The organism is Pseudoxanthomonas suwonensis 11-1 (assembly GCF_000185965.1).
GTDB classification, from domain to species: Bacteria; Pseudomonadota; Gammaproteobacteria; order Xanthomonadales; family Xanthomonadaceae; genus Pseudoxanthomonas; species Pseudoxanthomonas suwonensis_A.
Map to the genome: position 1 here is coordinate 225,474 of NC_014924.1, position 20,293 is coordinate 245,766.

General features: G+C 70.8%; 16 protein-coding genes. 8 read left to right on the top strand and 8 right to left on the bottom strand.

Annotated elements, in window-relative coordinates; genetic code table 11:
* Position 1: 1 nt before the first annotated feature.
* The 3 genes from PSESU_RS01020 to PSESU_RS01030 form a co-directional block, all read right to left on the bottom strand.
* A complete protein-coding gene (locus tag PSESU_RS01020; protein WP_013533897.1) occupies positions 2-2,359 on the bottom strand; it encodes a family 20 glycosylhydrolase in 2,358 nt (785 codons plus the stop codon).
* Between the two features lie 106 nt (positions 2,360-2,465).
* Positions 2,466-5,264 (bottom strand): TonB-dependent receptor, encoded by a 2,799-nt coding sequence (locus PSESU_RS01025; protein WP_013533898.1) that lies wholly within the window; start codon positions 5,262-5,264, stop codon positions 2,466-2,468.
* 121 nt (positions 5,265-5,385) lie between these two features.
* Entirely contained in the window at positions 5,386-6,399 is a 1,014-nt protein-coding gene (locus tag PSESU_RS01030) for a glucokinase (protein WP_013533899.1), read from the bottom strand.
* A gap of 358 nt (positions 6,400-6,757) precedes the next feature.
* Between PSESU_RS01030 and PSESU_RS01035 the strand changes: the two genes are divergently transcribed.
* From PSESU_RS01035 to PSESU_RS01055, 5 genes are read left to right on the top strand one after another with little or no spacing between them, the layout of a single operon-like run.
* A complete protein-coding gene (locus PSESU_RS01035) occupies positions 6,758-8,044 on the top strand; it encodes a sugar MFS transporter (RefSeq protein WP_013533900.1) in 1,287 nt (428 codons plus the stop codon).
* 42 nt (positions 8,045-8,086) lie between these two features.
* Positions 8,087-9,160, top strand: coding sequence for a LacI family DNA-binding transcriptional regulator (locus PSESU_RS01040; protein WP_013533901.1), 1,074 nt, complete (start codon positions 8,087-8,089; stop codon positions 9,158-9,160).
* A gap of 2 nt (positions 9,161-9,162) precedes the next feature.
* Positions 9,163-10,212, top strand: coding sequence for an SIS domain-containing protein (locus PSESU_RS01045; protein ID WP_041763720.1), 1,050 nt, complete (start codon positions 9,163-9,165; stop codon positions 10,210-10,212).
* Positions 10,212-11,363, top strand: a complete 1,152-nt coding sequence (nagA, locus tag PSESU_RS01050; RefSeq protein ID WP_013533903.1) for an N-acetylglucosamine-6-phosphate deacetylase — start codon at positions 10,212-10,214, stop codon at positions 11,361-11,363. The genes PSESU_RS01045 and nagA overlap by 1 nt, the downstream gene beginning before the upstream one ends.
* A gap of 41 nt (positions 11,364-11,404) precedes the next feature.
* Positions 11,405-12,478: an acyltransferase family protein gene (locus tag PSESU_RS01055; protein ID WP_013533904.1), complete on the top strand. Its 1,074-nt coding sequence runs from the start codon at positions 11,405-11,407 to the stop codon at positions 12,476-12,478.
* A gap of 9 nt (positions 12,479-12,487) precedes the next feature.
* Here the strand turns inward: PSESU_RS01055 and PSESU_RS01060 are convergent, their stop codons facing one another.
* A complete protein-coding gene (locus PSESU_RS01060; protein WP_013533905.1) occupies positions 12,488-13,762 on the bottom strand; it encodes an RNA polymerase sigma factor in 1,275 nt (424 codons plus the stop codon).
* Between the two features lie 147 nt (positions 13,763-13,909).
* Here PSESU_RS01060 and PSESU_RS01065 point away from each other — a divergent pair, with 147 nt between their 5' ends.
* The 3 genes from PSESU_RS01065 to crcB all read left to right on the top strand — a co-directional run bounded on the left by PSESU_RS01065 (position 13,910) and on the right by crcB (position 15,263).
* Positions 13,910-14,305, top strand: a complete 396-nt coding sequence (locus PSESU_RS01065) for a GFA family protein (protein WP_013533906.1) — start codon at positions 13,910-13,912, stop codon at positions 14,303-14,305.
* A 66-nt stretch (positions 14,306-14,371) separates the two neighbouring features.
* On the top strand, positions 14,372-14,794 hold the full coding sequence (locus PSESU_RS01070; RefSeq protein ID WP_013533907.1) for a hypothetical protein: 423 nt from the start codon (positions 14,372-14,374) through the stop codon (positions 14,792-14,794).
* A 91-nt stretch (positions 14,795-14,885) separates the two neighbouring features.
* A complete protein-coding gene (gene crcB / locus PSESU_RS01075; RefSeq protein WP_013533908.1) occupies positions 14,886-15,263 on the top strand; it encodes a fluoride efflux transporter CrcB in 378 nt (125 codons plus the stop codon).
* A gap of 12 nt (positions 15,264-15,275) precedes the next feature.
* On the opposite strand, the gene PSESU_RS01080 is transcribed toward crcB, so the two are convergent.
* From PSESU_RS01080 to PSESU_RS01095, 4 genes are all read right to left on the bottom strand, one after another.
* A complete protein-coding gene (locus PSESU_RS01080) occupies positions 15,276-15,701 on the bottom strand; it encodes a YciI family protein (protein WP_013533909.1) in 426 nt (141 codons plus the stop codon).
* Positions 15,702-15,793: 92 nt separating this feature from the next.
* Positions 15,794-16,150 (bottom strand): DUF1428 domain-containing protein, encoded by a 357-nt coding sequence (locus tag PSESU_RS01085; protein ID WP_013533910.1) that lies wholly within the window; start codon positions 16,148-16,150, stop codon positions 15,794-15,796.
* 189 nt (positions 16,151-16,339) lie between these two features.
* A complete protein-coding gene (locus PSESU_RS01090; protein ID WP_013533911.1) occupies positions 16,340-17,578 on the bottom strand; it encodes a multifunctional CCA addition/repair protein in 1,239 nt (412 codons plus the stop codon).
* Between the two features lie 661 nt (positions 17,579-18,239).
* Positions 18,240-20,237, bottom strand: coding sequence for a lytic transglycosylase domain-containing protein (locus PSESU_RS01095; RefSeq protein ID WP_013533912.1), 1,998 nt, complete (start codon positions 20,235-20,237; stop codon positions 18,240-18,242).
* Positions 20,238-20,293 lie beyond the last annotated feature (56 nt).

The following is a 20,293-nucleotide window of genomic DNA, read 5'->3' on the forward strand; positions in this document are numbered from 1 at the left end:
CTCAGCGCAACTGCAGCGTCACCCGGTCGATCACCCACATCTGCGGCCGGGTGTCGCCGGTGAAGCGCAGGCACAGGTCCTGGCGTCCGCCGGGGCTTTCGGCCAGCGGAGCCTCCAGCTCGACGAAGCCGTCCTCGCCGGTCGTCGCCGGCAGCGGAACGCTGGCCACGCGCTGGCCGTTGCAGCCTCCGGCATGGATGTCGAGCTCGCCATGCGCCGATCGCGCCGGCTCGAAAGTGCGGTGCGGCTCGTCATGCGCCAGCTGGAAGTAGTAAGGGATGCGCCCGGCGCGTACCTTCACCGCGGCCACGCCGTCCAGCTCGGCCGCATTCCACTGCCAGCACGGATAGAAGATCGTGGTGTTGAAGATCGCGCGTTCGCCGTCCGCCGGGCCATCATCCTCCAGCCGCAGCAGCAGGCGGCCGGCATCCGGGCAGATGCCCAGCTGTTCGTCGCTGCGGGTGAGCAGGGAGGCGGCGTCCCAGGCGTAGTCGCGGGCCGGTGCCAGCGGCTGTCCGTCGGCGAACGCGGCCGCGCGCAGGCGCGCCGGAAGCGTCAGGGTGAGCGGCGCCTTGTAGGCCGGAGAGCTGGCGCTGGGTTCGCTGCCGTCGGTGGTGTAGTGCACGGCGTAGCCAAGCGGGTTGTCCAGTGCCACCTCGACCGTGCCGGCCTTGCGGTCGTCCACGGCCACCGCGTCCACCTGGAACGGGGTCAGCGCGTAACCGATCCCCCAGGCACGATAGCGCTCCAGCTGGGCCGGCAGGCGGCGCAGGAAGTCGTCGTAGTCCTTGCGCGCGGCAGGGGTCCAGCCGGTCTCGGCCATCGCCGCCAGGCGCGGGAACACGTGGTGTTCGAAGCGCTCCCAGGTGCGGGTGTGTTCGGTCCACAGGTTGGCCTGCAGGCCGAGGATGTGGTGGCGCCTGTCTTCCTCCAGTTCCGCCGGTACCGGTTCGAAGTCGTAGACCTGGCGCAGGGTGATCGTGGCCGGCCGGCCCGGGGGCTCGTATGGCGACTCGGTCTGCAGGTAGTCCAGGTAGAGGTCGCCGGAGGGCGACATCACCACGTCGTGGCCCTCGCGTGCGGCCTTGAGGCCACCCTCGGTGCCGCGCCAGGACATCACCGTGGCCTCCGGCGGCAGCGGGCCCTCGAGGATCTCGTCCCAGCCGACGAGGCGCTTGCCGTGCGCGGCGAGGAACTTCTCCAGCCGCGCCACGATGTGGCTCTGCATCTCCATCTCGGTCTTCGCCCCGACCTCGCGCATGCGTGCCTGCACCCGCGGCGAGGCTTCCCACTGGTCCTTGACCGCCTCGTCGCCGCCGATGTGGAAGTAGGTGCCGGGGAACAGGGGGACCAGCTCGCCGATCACGTCCTCGAGGAAGGCGATGGTGCTTTCCTCGGTGTTGAACAGGTTCGGGAACACGCCCCACTCGCTGGACGGCTGCAACGGCGTACTGGTCGACCCCAGTTCCGGATAGGCGGCGATGGCCGCCGTGGCGTGGCCGGGCTGGTTGATCTCCGGGACCACGGTGATGTGGCGCGCGGCGGCATAGGCCACGATCTCGCGCACCTGGTCCTGGGTGTAATAGCCGCAATACGGCCGCGGCTGGCCGCTCACCGGATCGATCCCGCCGTCGCCGGCGGGGATGCGGCAGCCGCCGACTTCGGTGAGCTTCGGGTACTTCCTGATCTCCACGCGCCAGCCCTGGTCGTCGGTCAGGTGCCAGTGCAGGACGTTGAGCTTGTGCAGGGCCATCGCGTCGATGACCTGCTTGACCTGGTCCACGCTCCAGAAGTGGCGCGCTGGGTCCATCATGAAGCCGCGCCAGGAAAAGCGCGGCGCATCCTCGATGCGCACCGCCGGAAGCCAGGCGCCGGCCGCATCGATGGTGGCCAGCTGCAGCAGGGTCATGGCGCCGTGGAACAGGCCGGTGGCATCCGCGGCCCTGACCGTGGCTCCAGCCGGGGTGACCTCGAGCAGGTAGGCCTCGCGGCCGGCGTCCGCGCGCGCCGGATCGAGCACGAAGCGGATCGCGCCCTGCGCCCCCTGCTTGTCGTCGCCGATGCGCAGCCGGATGCCACGGCCTCTCTCGAGCAGGGCGGCGAACTGGCCGGCGACCGCGCGCGCCGCCTCGTCTCCGGCGAGCACGGTGGTGCCGTTCCCCAGCGCGAGGCGGCCCTCGCCGGGCGTCATGCTGGCGGGCGCCGGCACCAGGGCCAGGCGGCTGTCATGCTTCGGCGCGGCGGCGGATGGCAGTGCGGCGGGTGGTGCCTGGCGGTCGCTACCGCAGGCGGCCAGCGCCGCGAGCAGGCCGGCCGCGGCGAGCAGCCGCGCATGGTGGAGCAGGGTCGATCGGTTCATGGTCACTCCGTGGTGGTCCGGATCGTGCGGCCGCGCGCGGACTGGGCCCGGATCGCTCCGGGCCCGCCTGTCGCATGGCCGGCACGCGCTGGCGTCGTGGCCGTCGTCAGAACTGCACGCGCAGGGTGGCCTGGTAGCGGCGTCCGGTGCGGTAGTCGCCGCGGACGAGCTTGTCGGTGTTGGCGATGCCTTCCACTTCCGCGTAGGTGTAGTAGTTGGAATCGAGCAGGTTCATGCCGTCCAGGCTGACGCTCAGCATGTCGTTGATCCGGTACGAGACGCTGCCGTCGAGCGAGTCGTAGTCGTCGGTGACCAGGTAGTTTCCGCGGTCGACCTGGGTGTAGTACTTCGAGCGCCAGGAATAGGTCAGGCGCGCGCTCCAGCGCTCGTTCTCGAAGAACGGGCTGACGTTGACCTGGTGTTCGGAGTTGTACGGCAGCGGATCGCCGCCGTCGGCCTCGGCGTCTGCCCAGGTGTAGTTGGCCAGCAGGCCGAAGCCGGCCGGCAGGGTGTGCTGGAACGCGGCGGAGAAGCCCTGCACGGTGGCGTCGCCGGCGTTGTTCGGCCGGGAGACGTTGTACACCGTGTCCGCGCCCTGGTTCTGGTTGAAGTGCGTCTCCTCCCGGGTGGTGACAAGGATGTAGTCGGAGACGGCCTTGCGGAACAGGGTGCCGGCCAGGATCGAGTTCTCGCTGAAGTACCACTCGGCCGAGAAGTCCAGGTTGGTGGACTGGTACGGATCCAGGTCCGGGTTGCCGCCGCCGCCAGTGAGGGTCTGGTCGCCCAGCCACAGGTAGCTGGACATGTCGCCGTAGTTCGGGCGCGAGATCACCTTGGCCGCGGAGAAGCGCAGCAGCAGGTCCTCGCGTGCCTCGTACGCCACGTTCAGGTTGGGCAGCAGGTTGTTGTACTTCTTGCGCACGCTGGTCGGCGCGTACCCGCTCGCCGGGCAGGGGCTGACGTTGACGGTGCAGGCCCAGCCCATGCTGTCCGACTCGGTCTGCACGTAGCGCATGCCGAAGTTGCCGCGCAGGCGGTCCCAGCTGTAGTCGGCCTGCACGTAGAACGCGTTGATGTCCTCGGTCACCGTCCAGGTGTTGGCGGCGAAGGAGGGGTCGTTGAAGGTGCTGGGCTCGGGCATGGTCTGCCACGGCGCCAGCCAGTCGCCGCTGAGGATCCAGTCGGCCAGGGCCCAGCCGTCGATGGTGAAGCGCTTGGAAAGGTCGCCGGTGCCCGGGAAGCCACTGAGGTAGTTGCCCGGCAGCGGGCGCGGGCGGAACTCGTCGGCGGTGGCGTTGCCGTAGCCGGCCACCGTGGCCAGGGCCACGCCGCCCATGCTCTGGGCGGTCTCGTGCTCGCGGCGCTTGGCGCCGAAGCGGACCTGGTAGATGGGCGAGTCAAGGCGGATGCCGAAGTCGACCTGGCCGTACCTCTCCTCGTCGCGGGTCGGCTTGAACACGATGTTGCCGCCCCAGCCGGGGTTCCAGGTCGCCGCGCTGGACGGGTCGCCGCCCCAGCCGCCGTCGATCTGGAACGCGGACGGATCCAGGAACGGGTTGCTGCCGTGGAAGCCGAGGCTGCGGTTGCCGCTGATGTCGTAGGTGTAGTCGGACCAGTTCAGGAACTCGCCGTAGACCTGGCGGCCGGTGCCGCCGGTGGCCTCGGAACTGCCGAGGTGGGCCGTGGCGAACCAGCGCTCGTCGTTCCAGGTCGCCTTGAGGTCGTAGGACTCGGTGTCGATGGTCGACTGGCGGTTGATCAGGTCGTACACCACCAGGGCGTTGTCGAAGGTCGCCCTGGTGATCACCCCGCCCTCGACGGCGAGGTCGGTCAGCTTCATCAGGCCGTTCCACGCATTGCCGTTGAAGGCGAACATGGAGTGGCTCATGTTGTCGAACTCGGCCTTGACGTCCAGCGCGTTGAACTCGATGTCCAGCTGCTCGACCGGCTTGAACTGCAGCGCCACCGAGATGGTGTCGCGGTCGCGCTGCTGCTCGAAGTAGTGCGCGCTGACCGAGTTCGGTCCGACCGCGTCGAGGTTGGCCAGCAGGGTGCTGGCGCAGGTGCCGGTGCAGCTGGCCGGCAGGGTGGGCTGGCTGCCATCGGGATTGGGCGCCTGCGACCAGTCCGCCGGCAGGTTGTAGATCGAGCCGCCGCCACCCTGGCCGTAGGCGTAGTCGCGGCCGGTCACGGTGCCGTAGGACTCGATGCCGTCGCGGCGGATGTTCTCCTGCGCGCGCTGGGCGGCGACGATCACGCCGAAGTTGCCGGCCTCGTTCTTCCAGCCCACCAGCAACGAGGCCTGCGGATCGCCGTCGCCGATGCGGTCGTTGTACAGGTAGCCGACCTGGCCGGAAAGCGTGGTCTTCTCCAGGTCCAGCGGCTTGCGGGTGACGATGTTGACGGTGCCGCCGATGGAGCCTTCGTCGATGTGCGCCTCCGGCGACTTGAACACCTCGACCCGGCCGACGATCTGCGGCGCCAGCAGCGAGTAGTTGAAGGTGCGGCCCGGCTGGTCGGTGATGAACCAGTCGGCCGAGGCCACGGTCTGGCCGTTGAGCAGGGTCCGGTTGAGCGCTGGATCGGTGCCGAGGATCGAGACCTTCTCGCCCTGCCCGAAGGCCTTGTCGATGGTCACGCCGGGGATGATGGTGATCGCCTCGGCGACGTTGGTCGCCGGGAACTTGCCCACGTCCTCGGCGGTGACCACGTCGACGATGGCGTCGGCGTCGCGCTTGGCATCGAGGGCCTGCTTGAGGCTGCCGCGGATGCCGACCACGGTGACCGTGTCCAGCTCGGTGGCGCCTGGTGCGGCGGGTGCGGTGGCTTCCTGTGCATGGGCCTGCATCGCCAGACCCATGCAGGCCACGATCGCGGCGGAAAGAACGGACTTGCGGTGCTTCATGATGTCTCTCCCATCATTGTTTGAGTTGCACCGGAGACCCCGCCTCCGGCGACGACTGCCTTCTGCTGACACGACCCGGACGACCGGGACAACCCAACCACGCACTGCTCCCGGCGCTGCTTCAGTCCAGTCGCGCCTCCTTCGACGAAATGGATCCCAGGTACCAGCTGGCGGCGCCGATGACGCCCAGCTGCCCGTGCTCGACGAGCTTCACCGAGACCCGCTCCAGCGCCTCGCGCATCGACCCCTTGTTGAGGAAGCGCGCACGGAAGCTGCTGCCGGCCAGGAAGCCGCGCATCTGCGGCAGGATCCCGCCGGCCAGGTAGACGCCCTGCACCCCGTACAGCAGGGCCATGTCGCCCACCGCGCTTCCGAGCAGGCCGCAGAACACTTCCAGCGCCTCGCGCGCGAGCGGGTCGTCGCCGTCGATCGCCGCGGTGGTGACGTCGCCCGGCCGCGCATGCACCGGCGCCGCACCACGCAGCGCGCACAGCGCCTGGTACAGGTGCAGCAGTCCCGGCCCGGACAGGGCGTGTTCGATCGGCACGTGGCTGCGCTGGCCCAGCATGTGCTGCAGCAGCTGCATCTCCAGTTCCGTTCCCACCGCCAGCGCCGCCTGGCCGGCCTCGGTGGCCAGCACCACGCCGCCCTTGTCGCGGGGAATCCATACCGCGGCGCCGAGGCCGGTGCCGGGGCCCAGCACCAGCAGCGGGCCGGGTGCGGCCTGCGCCGGTCCACCCAGCAGCTGCACCTCGCTGGAGCCGAGATGGCTGACCGCATTGGCCACCGCCTCGAAGTCGTTGATCACGTGCACCGCCTGCAGGCCAAGGCCGTCGCGCAGTTCCTTTGGCGAAAGCGGCCAGGGCAGGTTGTTGGTGATCACGGTGCCATCGGCCAGCGGATAGCCGGCGCTGGCGATCACGGCCACCGCGACCGGATGCCGGCCGAGGCTCGCGATGAACTCGCGCAGGATGTCGGCGAGGCTGGCGTAGTCCGAGCAACGGAACTTGCTGTAGGCCAGCACCTGCGGCGTGTCGCCTTCGCCGTCGACGGCAACCAGGCTCATGCGCACGTGGGTGCCGCCGACGTCGGCGGCGATGAACGGCGCGGTGCGGGTGAGGGTTGGTACGGTCACGCTGGATTCCCATGTGGTGGTCGGGCGACGGTCAGGGCGCCCATCGGACGGCCGCAGTCTTGGAGCATCGTGACAACGATGTCAACAGTTGCCCGGGATCGGCCGGGAGCGTTCATCCAGGGCCGCCCCCGGAACAGCGACTGCCCCGCGGAATTACTTCGTATTCAGCTAAAAGCCCGGCATTCCTGGCACCCGATGGATGCTGCGCGGCAGCACCGGGACTGCGCCGGCCGGGACGCGCCGCGGTTGACATGTGGCCAACATCCGCGGAAAGAATGTGACAACGTTGTTCCCACCAGCCGGGCCATGGCATGGCCTGGCCTGCGCGGGAACGGCATCCAGACCGGGGAGGTTTTCGATGTCCGCGACCACCGCCGCACCAGCAAGCGCCAGCCATGCCACCTCGATCGCGATCGTGGGCGGCCTGTTCTTCATCATCGGCTTCTTCACCTGGATCAACGGGCCACTGATCACCTTCGTCAAGCTGGCCTTCGACGTGAGCGAGATCGCCGCGTTCCTGGTGCTGATGGTGTTCTACCTGTCGTACTTCTTCCTGGCCCTGCCGGCCTCGTGGATCCTGCGCCGCACCGGGCTGAAGAAGGGCCTGGCGTTGAGCCTTGCGGTGATGGCGGCGGGCGCGGCACTGTTCGGCGAGTTCGCCACCCGCCGCTGGTTCGGCGGCGCGCTGGGCGGGCTGTTCGTGATCGGTGGAGGGCTCGCGCTGCTGCAGACCGCGGTCAACCCCTACATCTCGATCCTCGGCCCGATCGACACCGCCGCCCGGCGCATCGCGCTGATGGGGATCTGCAACAAGGTCGCCGGCATCCTCGCGCCGGTGCTGCTGGGATCGCTGGTGCTGCACGGCATCGGCGACCTGGCCGCGCAGGTCGAGGCCGCCGATCCGGCGCTGCGCGCGCGCCTGCTGGAGAGCTTCGCGGTACGCATCCACCTCCCGTACCTGGCGATGGCTGGAGTGCTGCTGCTGGTCGCTGTCGCGGTGCTGTTCTCGCCGCTGCCGGAGCTGCGCAGCGACCAGGCCAATGCCACGCCGGTGCGCGCGGGCAGCGATGGCCCCAGGAGCATCTTCGCCTTCCCGCACCTGTGGCTGGGCGTGGCCTGCCTGTTCGCCTATGTCGGCGTGGAGGTGCTGGCCGGCGACGCGATCGGCACCTACGGCCACGCGTTCCACCTGCCGCTGGACCAGACCAAGTTCTTCACCTCCTTCACCCTGGCGGCAATGCTGGTTGGCTACCTGGCCGGCCTGGTGCTGATCCCGCGGGTGTTCACCCAGGAGCGCTGGCTGAGCGTGTCGGCGGTGCTCGGCGTGCTGCTTTCGGTCGGGGCGCTGGCGACCCACGGCTACGTCTCGGTCGGTTTCGTGGCCGCCCTCGGCTTCGCCAACGCGATGATGTGGCCGGCGATCTTCCCGCTGGCGATCCGCGGCCTGGGCCGCTTCACCGAGACCGGTTCGGCGCTGCTGATCATGGGCATCGCCGGCGGCGCCGTCCTCCCGCAGGCGTTCGCGGTGCTCAAGCAGCACTTCGACTTCCAGTGGGTGTTCGCCGGCCTCAGCGTGCCCTGCTACCTCTACATCCTGTATTACGCCCTGCGCGGCCACCGCGCCGGGCTCCGCGCCGGACACTGATCGCGCATCATGGACGCCGCTTCCAGAGCAAACCCAGAAGGCATGCGCAGGCCCACCATCAAGGACGTCGCCGAGCGGGCGAAGGTGTCGCTCAAGACCGTGTCCCGTGTCATCAACAACGAGCCTTCGGTGATGCAGGCCACGCGCGCGCGGGTGCTGGCCGCCATCGCCGAACTGGACTACGAGCCGGACGCCACCGCACGCAACCTGCGCAGTGGGACCCCGTTCGTGATCGGGCTGGTGTACGACAACCCCAACCCGTACCACATCATCGCCGTGCAGAACGGCGTGCTGGCGGCCTGCAGGGAGACCGGCTTCGGCCTGCAGATCCATCCCTGCGATTCGACCTCGCCGCTGCTTGCCGAGGAACTGGCGGAGCTGGTGCAGCGCTCGCGCCTGGCCGGGCTGGTACTGACCGCGCCGATGTCCGAGCGCGCCGACTTGGTGGGGGCCCTGGTGGCACGTGGCATCCGCGTCGTGCGGATCATTGCCGCCACCGAGGACCCGGGCGACGGTCCCTGCGTCTACATCGACGACCGCGACGCCGCGTACGAGATAACCGAACACCTGGTCCAGCTCGGGCACCAGCGGATCGGCTTCCTCTGGGGCGGGCCACAGCACCGCTCCTCGGGCGAGCGCTACGCCGGTTACGAGGCCGCGCTGCAGGACTACGGCATCACCCTGGACAAGCACCTGGTGATCCCCGGCGACTACACCTTCGACGATGGCTTCCGCGGCGCCCGCCGCCTGCTGGCGCTGCGCGAGCCGCCCACGGCGATCTTCGGCTCCAACGACGAGATCGCCGCCGGCGTGCTTGCCGCGGCCAAGTCGGTGGGCCTCAACGTGCCCTACGACCTGTCGATCGCCGGGTTCGAGGACAGCCCCTTCTCGCGCCAGTCGTGGCCGGCGCTGACCACCGCCAAGCAGGCCACCGGGGACATCGCCCGGCATGCGGCGCGGCTACTGATCGGCAGCCTGCGCCAGGACGCCTACGAGGAGCATCCGCTGGGCCTGACCAACCGCGGTTTCGTGCCGCAGCTGGTGGTGCGCGGCTCCACCGGTCCGGCGCCGCTGCAACGGCCGCGCGCGCCTTCGCCTTCCTCCGACGAAGCATGACCATGGCCCTGCCCGCGCAAGACCAGACCCTTATGTTCAGCGAGGCCGCGCAGGCGGCCGAGGTGGTTGCCGCGCAGCTGCGCCGCAACCATGACGCCGTCGCCGCGCTGGCCGCGGAACTGCGCGCCGCGCCGCCGCCGTTCGTGGCCACCTGCGCGCGCGGCAGCTCCGACCACGCCGCCACCTACGCCAAGTACCTGGTCGAGACCCGGCTGGGCGTGGTGACCGCCTCGCTGTCACCTTCGGTGGGCTCGGTCTATGCAGCGCCGCTGCGGCTGCGCGGTGCGCTGTTCCTGGCGATCTCGCAGTCCGGGCGCAGCCCCGACCTGCTGCGCAATGCCGAGGCCGCCCGGGCCGCCGGCGCACGCGTGGTGGCGCTGGTCAACGTCGAGGATTCTCCGCTGGCCGAGCTCGCCGACGCGGTGCTGCCGCTGGGTGCCGGGCCGGAGCGCAGCGTGGCGGCGACCAAGAGCTACCTGGCCTCGCTTTCGGCCATCGCCCAGCTGGTGGCGCACTGGAGCGGGAACGCGGTGTTGCTGCGCGCGCTCGACGCGTTGCCGGACGCGATGGCCAACGCCTGGACGCAGGACTGGTCGCCGCTGGTCGACGGCCTGGCCGATGCACGCAACCTGTTCGTGCTCGGCCGCGGCCTGGGCCTGGCCGCCGCCCAGGAGGCGGCGCTCAAGTTCAAGGAAACCTGCGGCCTGCATGCCGAAGCCTACAGCTCGGCCGAGGTGCGGCACGGTCCGATGGCCCTGGTCGGCCCGGGCTTCCCGGTGCTGGCCTTCGCCCAGCCCGACGCCACCGGCGCCGACGCCGAGGCCGCGGCCGCGCAGTTCCACGGGCGCGGCGCCCAGGTCTGGCTGGCGTCGGCCGATGCGCCGCAGGGGGGCGCCGGCACGGTGTTGCCGCTGGCGGCCGCGCCGGATCCGGCGCTGGCGCCGCTGCTGGTGGTGCAGAGCTTCTATCGCGCGGCCAACGCGCTGGCATTGCGGCGCGGGCACAACCCGGACCTGCCGCCGCATCTCAACAAGGTCACGGAGACGGTGTGATGGCCAGCCAGGCCCTGGTGAACGGCCGCGTCCTGCTGGACGACGGCTTCCATGACGACGTGGCGGTGCTGCTGGATGGTAGCGGCCGCATCCAGGCGCTGGTGCCCGAGGGCCAGGCGCGGATCGAGGCCGGCAAGGTGCGGGACCTCGGCGGCGGCTGGCTGCTGCCCGGCTTCATCGACGTGCAGGTCAACGGCGGCGGCGGGGTGCTGTTCAACAACGACACCAGCCCCGGAGCGATCGACACCATCGGCCGAGCGCACCGCCGTTACGGGACGACCAGCTTCCTGCCGACCCTGATCAGCGACACCGCCGAGGTGATGGAGCGCGCCATCGCCGGCACCCGGGAGGCGATCGCCGCCGGCGTGCCCGGTGTGCTGGGCGTGCACCTGGAAGGCCCCTATCTGGCGCCAGCGCGCAAGGGCACGCACGATGCGGCGCGCTTCCGCGTGCCGGATGCGGCGGAAGTGGCGATGGCCACCTCGCTCGACAACGGCGTCACCCTGGTCACGCTTGCGCCCGAGCAGGTGCCGGCCGACACGATCCGGGCGATGGTCACGCGAGGCGCCATCGTCTGCGCCGGACACACCGCCGGCACCTACGAGCAGATCCGTGCCGGCCTGGAAGCCGGCGTGCGCGGCTTCACCCACCTCTACAACGCCATGTCGCCGCTGCAGGGACGCGAGCCCGGTGCGGTCGGTGCCGCGCTGGAAAGCCGCGAGGCGTACTGCGGGATCATCGTCGACGGCGTGCACGTGCATCCGGCCAGTCTGCGGGTGGCGCTGGCGGCCAAGCCGCGCGGCACCCTGTTCCTGGTCACCGATGCGATGCCGATGGTCGGCTCCGACGATCCCTCGTTCGAGCTTTACGGCGAGACCATCACCGCGGTGGACGGGGTGGTGCGCAATGCCGCCGGCGCGCTCGCAGGCTCTGCCCTGGACATGGCGACCGCGGTGCGCAACACGGTGCGGCTGCTGGGCCTGCCGCTGGAGGAGGCGGCACGCATGGCCTCCACCTATCCGGCGCGTTTCCTTGGCGTGGATTCGCGCCTGGGCCGGATCGCGCCGGGCTGGCAGGCCGACCTGGTGCTGCTGGACGAGGCGCTGCAGGTGCAGGCGACCTGGGTCGCCGGCGCGGCTTCGGACTCCTGAGTGCCGGCGGGTCGCCGCGCAACGGCTTCGCGGTGAGCGCCATGGCCGATGCGCGCTTCCGTCGCCTGGCCTCGGTCGACGCCCTGCGCGGCCTGACCGTGGCGGCGATGCTGCTGGTCAACAACCCTGGCGACTGGGGCCACGTGTATGCGCCGCTGCTGCACGCGGACTGGCATGGCTGCACGCCGGCCGACCTGGTGTTCCCGTTCTTCCTGGCCATCGTCGGCGTCTCCATCGCGCTGGGCGTGGTGCCGCGCATCGAGGCCGGCGCCGACCGTGCCGGGCTGATGCGCACGGTTGCGGTGCGTCCACTGCGCATCCTGGCCGTGGGCCTGCTGCTGCACCTGCTGGCCTGGTGGTGGCTGGACCAGCCGCATTACCGACCCTGGGGCGTGCTGCAGCGGATCGGACTGTGCTTCCTTGGTGCCGGCGCGGCGGCGTTGTACCTGCGTCCACGTGCGCAGTGGCTGCTGCTCGCCGGGTTGCTGGCGGGCTGGTGGATGCTGCTGCAGGCCGGCGGGACGCTGGAGCCCTACGCCAACATCGCCAGCCGCATCGACGACGCGCTGCTTGGCCCTTGGCTGTACCAGCACGACGCAGCCGGTCGCGGCCACGATCCGGAAGGCCTGCCCAGCACACTCGGCGCGCTGGCAACGACCCTCCTCGGCCTGCGTGCCGGCGACTGGCTACGCCATGACCAGTTGCGACGGCTGGCAGGTGCCGCGGTGCTGGCGCTGCTGCTGGGCCTGGCCTGCACGCCATGGATGCCCTGGAACAAGAACCTGTGGACGCCGTCCTACGTGCTGTGGAGCGGCGGCTGGGTGCTGCTGGCGCTGGCCGTGGCGCATGTGCTGGTGGACCTGCGCGGCTGGCCGGCGCTGGGCCGCGCGTTTGGGGTCAATGCGATCGCCGCCTACGCGGGGTCGACATTGATGGTCTACGCGCTGGCCGGCCTCGACTGGTGGGAGCCGGTCTACCGCGGTGCTTTCGCCGGATGGATGACGCCGCGTCTCGGCCCGTACCTGCCATCGCTGGCGTTCGCGCTGGCCTTCGTCGCCTGCTGGTGGGCGCTGGTGCTCTGGATGGACAGGCGCGGCTGGTACCTGAAGATCTGAGTTGCGAGGCTAGATAGGGCAACGCCCGGCGCGCGCCAGCAGCAGCCCGCGCTCGCGCGCATTGCCGGTCATCGTCGCGGCACGCTCGAATTCCGCGCGGGCCTCTTCCAGGCGGCCGAGGCGGAACAGCAGGTCGCCACGCACGCTGGGCAGCAAGTGGTAGCTGGCCAGCTTCGGTTCGTCCAGCAGCGCATCCACCAGTGGCAGGGCGGCCGCGGGACCTTGCGCCATCGATACCGCCACCGCGCGGTTGAGCTCCACCACCGGCGAACCGGTCAAACGCGCCAGCGCGTCGTACAGGCCGACGATGCGCGCCCAGTCGGTGTCCTCCGGCACCACGGCACGCGCGTGGCAGGCGGCGATGGCGGCCTGCAGCGCGTAGAAGCCGGACTCGCCGCCCAGCCGCCGCACCTGTTCCAGCGCATCCAGGCCACGACCGATCAGCAGCCGGTCCCAGCGCGAGCGGTCCTGCTCCATCAGCAGCACCGGCTCGCCATCCGGTCCGCTGCGCGCGTGCAGGCGCGAGGCCTGGATCTCCATCAGCGCGACCAGGCCATGCACTTCCGGCTCGTCGGGCATCAGCCCTGCCAGCACCCGGCCCAGGCGCAAGGCTTCCTCGCACAGGGCCGGACGCATCCAGTCGTCGCCGCTGCTGGCGGCATAGCCTTCGTTGAACACCAGGTAGACCACGCCCAGTACCGCGGACAGCCGCTCCGGCAACTCCTCGCGGCGCGGGATCTCGAACGGCACCTTCGCCTCGGCCAGGGTGCGCTTGGCACGCACGATGCGCTGCGCGATCGCGGTCTCGTTGGCAAGGAAGGCACGCGCGATCTCGCCGGTCTCCAAACCGCCCAGCAGGCGCAGGGTCAGGGCGACGCGCGATTCCTGCGGCAGGACCGGGTGGCAGGCGATGAACATCAGCCGCAGCACGTCGTCGCCCACCGTGTCGTCCAGCAGCTGCTCCTCGCGCGCGGACACGTCCTCCTGCAGCTGCTCCAGTTCCCAGGCCACCTGCACGTGCTTCTCCTCGCGCAGCCTGAGGTGGCGCAGGCGGTCGATGGCGCGGTTGCGCGCGGTGGTGGTGAGCCAGGCGCCGGGGTTGTCGGGCACGCCGTCCACCGGCCACTTCTCCAGCGCGGCGACCAGCGCGTCCTGGGCCAGTTCCTCGGCCAGGCCGACATCGCGCACGATCCGCGTCAGGGTGGCGATCACGCGCGCGGATTCCATCCGCCAGACGGCGTCGATGGTGCGGGCGATATCGACCTGGTGCGGGTGCGGGCTCATCGTCGTGATGACACCATCGGTCGTGGCGCGCGGCAAGCGTTGCGGCTCGCAGCGTTCCGGCGCCGTTGTGGAGGCCGGCACGGGAACCGATATGGGGAGCCACGGTCGGCCGCGTATGATCGCTCCGGGATTCCGCAGGAGCGTGCCGTGAGCCGACGTGATGCCTCATGCAGCTGTGGCCAGCTGCGCCTGTCCGTGCAGGGCGAGCCTCTGCGTGTCTCGGCCTGCCACTGCCGGGAATGCCAGCGGCGCTCCGGCAGCGTGTTCGCGGTGCAGGCGAGGTTCCCGATCGGGGCAGTCGCCACCCATGGCACCAGCCACGCGTTCGTGCGCACTGGAGACGAGGGCACCTCGTGCCGCTTCCACTTCTGCCCGCACTGTGGCGTCACCGTCTGGTTCGTGCCCGAGTCGATTCCCGGCGTGGTGAGCGTGCCGGTCGGCGTATTTGCCGACCCGGGTTTCCCGCCGCCGCAGGTGTCGGTATACGAGGTGCGCAGGCATCCATGGGTCGGGCTTCCGCACGGGATCGAGCGCATCGACTGAGCCTGGTCCGTGTCGGCGGCGTATCCTCGGCGCCGCGGGCCACCACCCGCATGACGGGAACGCACGATGGATGCTTTGCCAAGGTGGTTCAAGGTGGTCGCGGTGGCGGCGCTGTTGTGGAACCTGCTCGGCTGCCTGGCCCTGTGGATGGACCTGCGGCTGACGCCCGGGGACATCGCGGCCCTGCCCGAGGCGCAGCAGGCGTTGTACGCGGCGCGTCCTGGATGGGCGGTGGCCGCGACCGCGGTCGCGGTGGGTGCCGGTACGCTGGGCAGCCTCGGCCTGCTGCTGCGCAGGAAGTGGGCGATGCCGCTGCTGTTCCTGTCGCTGGCGGGCATCCTGGTCCAGGACGTCGCCCTGTTCCTGCTGGTCGATGGCGCCACCCTCGCCGGCATGGTCGCGGTGGTGATGCAGGCGCTGGTGCTGGCGGCGGGCATTGGCCTGGCATGGCTGGGCTGGCAGGGAGCGCAGCGAGGCTGGCTACGCTGACGGCCGGGTAACCGCGGCGGGCACGGGCGCTACCATTGGCCGCTCCTGGAGCGGCACGCAGGCCGGCTCCGGAGCGGATCGAGGAGGCAAGGTGGGCAATTTCCTGTGGGTGGGCCTGGGTGGCTTCATCGGCGCGGTGGCGCGCTACGCGGTCGCGGTCGCCATGGGCCCGGCGGCCACGCTGCGTTTTCCATGGCCGACCTTCACCGTCAACGTGCTTGGTTGCCTCGCCATCGGCCTGCTCGCCGGCTACTTCACCCGGGTGCCGGCGCCGGAACACCTGCGCCTGTTCCTGGTCACCGGCATCCTCGGCGGGTTCACCACCTTCTCCGCCTTCGGCGTGGAGTCGCTGGGGCTGCTGCGGCGTGGCGACCACGCGCTGGGCCTGGCCTACGCCGGTGGCAGCGTGCTCGTGGGCCTGCTCGCGGTATGGCTGGGCTTCCGTCTCGCCAGTGGCGGGCAGGGCTAGCTGGCGCCAGCGTCAGCTGCGATCGGCGAGGGTGCGCCGCAGCAGCTCCTCCTGCTCCCGCAGCTCCGGACTGAATGCCTCGCCGAAGTCGTCGGCCTCGAACACCGGGCGGATCTCGATCTCGCTGTCCTCCGGCATCGGGTTGGGGCAGCGCCGCACCCATTCGATCGCTTCCTCCATCGAGCGCACCTGCCAGAGCCAGAAGCCCGCCACCAGTTCGCGGGTCTCGGTGAACGGGCCGTCGGTCACCGTGCGCGCGCTGCCGGAGAAGCGCACGCGCACGCCCTTGGCGCTGGGATGCAGGCCTTCGCCGGCAAGCATCACCCCGGCCTTCACCAGCTCCTCGTTGTAGCGGCCCATGTCCTCCAGCAGCTTCGCCTCCGGCATCACGCCGGCCTCGGAACTGGGCGAAGCCTTGACCATCACCATCACGCGCATGTCCGTCTCCCGGGTCGTGGGTGACCGCGACTCCCATAGTCGCGGTCCTCGCCATGGCGACGGGCCAGCGCGTGTGGATTCGACAGTCCGCCTCAGTACTGGACGATGGGCTTGAAGCCGCCCCAGAACATGCGTCTGGCGTCGAACGGCAGGGTGGCCGGATCCATGTTCGCCAGGCGGGGATCCTCCATCACCGCCGCGTTGATGCGGTCCCGTTCCTCGCGCGAGGCGTAGCGGATCCAGGCGAACACCACCACCTCGTCGGGCTTGAGCTGGACCGCCTGCGGGAACGAGGTGACCTCGCCGGACTTGACGTCATCGGCAACGCACTCGACGTATTCCAGGGCGCCGTACTCGAGCCAGATCCTGCCGGCTGCTTCCGCGAGCGCGCGGTAGTCGTCGATCCTGTCCTTCGGTACCGGAAGCACGAAACCATCCACATAGGCCATTGCGGCTTTCTCCTCGGTTGGCCGGGGCGGTCGCCCCGTTCGAAGTGCGACGGATGGAGCAGCGCGGTTTCGACATCGCTCCCGGACCTGCGTGGACCGCGTAGCACGGGTATGCCAGCAGCGTCCTCCCGCTGGCACCGGGATGCCAGTGCCGTCGGCCTTCCGCTGCGAATCCCTGGTGCCCCAGGCCTACGCGGGTCGACGCAGGGTTCGTGCCGCGGAGATCGCCTGGACCCGTGCCCGGCGCAGCGCCTTGCCGATCTCGGTGCCGGTGAGGCCTTCGGCCAGGGCGAGGTCGCGCGCGTTCACCGCGGACGCGGCGGCATGCAGCCGGCACAGCTCCGGTCCCTGGGGATACTCGGCCTCCTCGCTGCCCAGGCGGCCGCGCTTGTCGGCCTCGCAGCACAGGGCTATGCGTGCGACCTGGCCGGGCTGGCGGAAGGCGTCGCAGCGTTCGAGCAGTTCGAGCACGGTCTGGTCGCGCAGTTCGGCCAGGCGGTGCACGTTGAGGTGCTCGCGGCATACCGCCTCGGCCAGCTTGCGGTGGGCGAGAGGCACGCGCAGGCGCTCGCACAGTCGTGCCAGCGGCTTGAGCCCGGCGCCCTCGTGGCCGATATGCCTCGGCAGCACGTGCGGCGGGGTCAGGGCCTTGCCCAGGTCGTGGGTGAGGGCGGCGAAGCCGACCAGGTCGTCGCCGGGCGCCAGCCGGGCGGCCATGTCGCTGACCATCTGCTGGTGGATGCCGGTGTCCACCTCGGGGTGGTACTCGGCCCGCTGCGGGACGCCGTACAGGGCGTCCACCTCGGGCAGCACCACGGCCAGGGCGCCGCACTCGCGCAGGGTGGCGAGGAAGGCCGAGGGGCGTGCCGAGGCCAGCGCCCTGCGCAGCTCCTGCCACACGCGCTCGGCAACCAGGGTCTCCAGCTCGCCGGCCTCTGCCATCTGCCGCATCAGCGCCATGGTTTCCGGGGCGACGCGGAAACCCAGCGGTGCGAACCGGGCCATGAACCGTGCCGCGCGCAGCACACGCAACGGATCCTCGGTGAAGGCGGGGCCCACATGGCGCAAGACGCGATCGCGGATGTCATCCATCCCGCCATGGGGATCGACCAGGGTGCCGTCGTCGCCGCGGGCGATCGCGTTGATGGTGAAGTCGCGGCGGAGCAGGTCCTCTTCCAGGGTCACCGAGGGGTCGGCATCGACCACGAAGCCGCGGTGGCCGCGGCCGCTCTTGCGCTCGGTGCGGGCGAGGGCGTGCTCCTCGCCGGTTTCCGGGTGCAGGAACACCGGGAAATCGCGGCCGACCGGACGGAAGCCGGCATCGAGCATCTGCTGCGCGGTGGCGCCGACCACGACCCAGTCGCGGTCGCCAGGCGGCAGGCCAAGCAGTTCATCGCGGACCGCGCCGCCAACCAGGTAGGTTTCCATGCGCGCATCGTATCGCGATGGGCTCCGGCGGTTGGCTCCGCCGGACGTCGCGGGAACAGGGCAACAGCAGCGACAGCAACAGCAGGAGCAACAGCAAAAGGCGGGGTATGCGGGCTCCGGAGGGAGCCGCGGCAGCGCAGGGGCATGGCGCATCGCGCGACTCCGCGTCCTGCTCCAACGCGCGACCGCGGCACGTCCATGTGCCGCTTGCGCCATGCCCCTGCGCTGCCACGGCTTCGCTTGCGTTGGGTGCGAGGCTCCGGTAATGCCCTTCTCCCTACAGGAAGGGACGGGCGAGGGTCGGGGGTTCAGCAATGCTCGCGCGCCGACCTCTCCCCAACCCTCTCCCGTGGGGAGAGAGGCTCAAGCAGGCGGTCCGGCCTTTCCCTGGATTCAGGCTGGCCTATCCGGACTGCGCGCTTGTCGCCGCCACAGAAGCCCCGGGCTCAACGCCGTCGAGGACGTCGTTCCACAGGGGTCTGGCGCAAGCAGGCCATGGATGGCCTGCGGTCGCGCGTTGGAGCCAGGGACGGCGGAGCCGCGCGATGCGCCTGCCCCCTGTGGGGCGGCGGCCCCGTCCGAAGCCAGCGCACCACGCTTGCCTCGCTTGCGCATGAAGCAGGCGCGCGGCCTGTCGCAGCTCCTGTGCTGGCTGTGGGCCCTAAGACGCCGGATCCGGGCAGGCGAAACCCTTGCGCTTGCCCTCGGTGCGGCCGAGCAGGCGCTCGCTGACCGGCAGGGCGTTGCCGTTGAGGCGCCAGTCGTAGATCACGCTGAAGGCCAGGACGCGGGCGATGTAGTCGCGGGTTTCCTTGTAGCTGACGGTCTCGATCCACAGGTCCGGATCGTGCGAGGGCCGCTGCGACAGCCAGCGCGCGGTCGGGGTCGGGCCGGCGTTGTAGGCGGCGATGGCCTGGTAGGTGGCGCCGTACTTGTCCTCCATCTCGCGCAGGTAGGCGCTGCCGAGGGCGATGTTGGTGGACGAGTCGTACAGGCTGTCGGCGCCGTCGTAGGGCAGGCCGGTACGGCGGGCGACGCCGGCGGCGGTGGTCGGCAGCAGCTGCATCAGGCCGCGGGCATTGGCCTGCGAGCGCGCCTTCGGGTTGAAGATGCTCTCGGCGCGGATCTCGGCGGCGATCCAGGCCGGATCCAGGCCGTTGCGCTTCGCGGCGGCGCGGATGTCGGCATCGTGGTGCAGCGGGAAGCGCAGCTCGTACATGCGCTGCTCCTCCGGGATGCGCCCCAGCGAGAACACCGCGCGGTCGAACCAGCCATGGTCCTGCGCCAGGGCGACGGCGATGCGCCGGCGGGCGTCGTCGAAGCGGCCCAGGGCCTCGTTCCATTCCCGCGTGGCCCAGCTGGCCTGGTTGATGCGGTACAGCGACAGCGCGCGCACCAGCGCCGGATCGCGCGCCACCTCGGCGCGCATGCCAGGTTGCTCGGCCGGCTTCCACGGGCACAGCGCGTAGGGCTGGGCCAGGCGGTCGGCGGCGAGGAAGCCGTGGAAGGTTGGGCTGCGCGCGGCCTGGGCCATCAGCGTGCGGGCCTCGGCGGCCTTGCCGGTCTTCTCCAGCATGCGTGCCTCGAACCACTGCCAGCGCGAATCGCCGCGCTGCCTGGCAGGCATCAGCCGCAGCGCGGCCAGCGCCCCGGACCAGTCGCCGCGGGCCATGGCCTCGCGTACCCGCCACTCGTGCAGGCGCTCGTCGTAGGCCGAGGCCGGCACCGCGGCCAGGCGCCGTGCCGAATCCGGCAGGTAGGAGGCCACGGTCCACAGCGCGACCTGGTACAGCACCTTGCCGCGCTCGGCCTCGCCCAGCTGCAGTGCCGGGCCCAGCTGCGCCAGCTGGCGCTCGGCCGCATCCGGATCGTTGCGCGCCAGCGCGGCAAGCCCGGCCGCGGCCACCTTGCGGCTGCGCGCGTCGCGCGGCCACTGCAGGGCTCGGCCGTGGGGCGCCTGCAGGAAGCCAACGTAGTCCTCGGCCAGCTTGCGCTCGGCCTCGGGCAGGCCGCGGGCGATGGCGCGCATCACCCCGGCCTGGCCGGCCTCGACCGCCAGGTCGAAGCGCTCCCAGCGCAGCGCGGTGTCCAGCCCGCCACGCTGCGACAGCGTGGTGAACACGGGGTCGCAGGCATCCGGCAGCGACTCGCCCTTGCGCCAGATCGCCTGCGCCTGGCTGTTCCAGTCCGGTCCGTGCCGGCCCAGCTCGTGCAGGGCGTTGAGGCGGGCGCAGCGCAGGCCCACGTCCTCGACCGGGCGCCAGTCGGCGAGCAGGTCGTTCCACTGCTTGCGCCGCGACAGCGAGGCCAGCCACAGCGGGCGCAGCGAGCTCGCCACCGCCTGGCCGTCGTAGCGCTGCAGGAAGGCGCGGACCTCGGCCCCATCCGCCTTGTCCAGGTCGCGGGCCAGGCGCGCGTACTCGATCCACGGCCAGCGCGGATCGGCGCGCAGCGCCGCGGTGGCGGCTACCGGCTCGCCGCGCTGGGCGGCGGCAATGGCAGCGGAGACCGCCGCATCCGTGGACGGATCGGGAACGGACTGGGCGTGCGCCTGGGTGCAGAACGCGGCCAGCGCCAACAGCAGCGGCGCCAGCCCGCGCGGTGCGCGGAGGCGGATGGACGGACGGTTCAAAGGGGGGATGGTGGGGGAGTGCAACATGCGCTCGAATATACGCAACGCGCCTGAATGGCCGTGACGAGGCGGCTGCGCGTTCG

Excerpts from the sequence above, each read along its gene's own strand:
- PSESU_RS01020 (WP_013533897.1), bottom strand. The coding sequence starts at position 2,359 with ATGAACCGATCGACCCTGCTCCACCATGCGCGGCTGCTCGCCGCGGCC.
- PSESU_RS01025 (WP_013533898.1), bottom strand. The coding sequence starts at position 5,264 with ATGAAGCACCGCAAGTCCGTTCTTTCCGCCGCGATCGTGGCCTGCATG.
- PSESU_RS01035 (WP_013533900.1), top strand. The coding sequence starts at position 6,758 with ATGTCCGCGACCACCGCCGCACCAGCAAGCGCCAGCCATGCCACCTCG.
- PSESU_RS01040 (WP_013533901.1), top strand. The coding sequence starts at position 8,087 with ATGCGCAGGCCCACCATCAAGGACGTCGCCGAGCGGGCGAAGGTGTCG.
- PSESU_RS01045 (WP_041763720.1), top strand. The coding sequence starts at position 9,163 with ATGGCCCTGCCCGCGCAAGACCAGACCCTTATGTTCAGCGAGGCCGCG.
- nagA (WP_013533903.1), top strand. The coding sequence starts at position 10,212 with ATGGCCAGCCAGGCCCTGGTGAACGGCCGCGTCCTGCTGGACGACGGC.
- PSESU_RS01055 (WP_013533904.1), top strand. The coding sequence starts at position 11,405 with ATGGCCGATGCGCGCTTCCGTCGCCTGGCCTCGGTCGACGCCCTGCGC.
- PSESU_RS01060 (WP_013533905.1), bottom strand. The coding sequence starts at position 13,762 with ATGAGCCCGCACCCGCACCAGGTCGATATCGCCCGCACCATCGACGCC.
- PSESU_RS01070 (WP_013533907.1), top strand. The coding sequence starts at position 14,372 with ATGGATGCTTTGCCAAGGTGGTTCAAGGTGGTCGCGGTGGCGGCGCTG.
- PSESU_RS01080 (WP_013533909.1), bottom strand. The coding sequence starts at position 15,701 with ATGCGCGTGATGGTGATGGTCAAGGCTTCGCCCAGTTCCGAGGCCGGC.
- PSESU_RS01085 (WP_013533910.1), bottom strand. The coding sequence starts at position 16,150 with ATGGCCTATGTGGATGGTTTCGTGCTTCCGGTACCGAAGGACAGGATC.
- PSESU_RS01090 (WP_013533911.1), bottom strand. The coding sequence starts at position 17,578 with ATGGAAACCTACCTGGTTGGCGGCGCGGTCCGCGATGAACTGCTTGGC.
- PSESU_RS01095 (WP_013533912.1), bottom strand. The coding sequence starts at position 20,237 with ATGTTGCACTCCCCCACCATCCCCCCTTTGAACCGTCCGTCCATCCGC.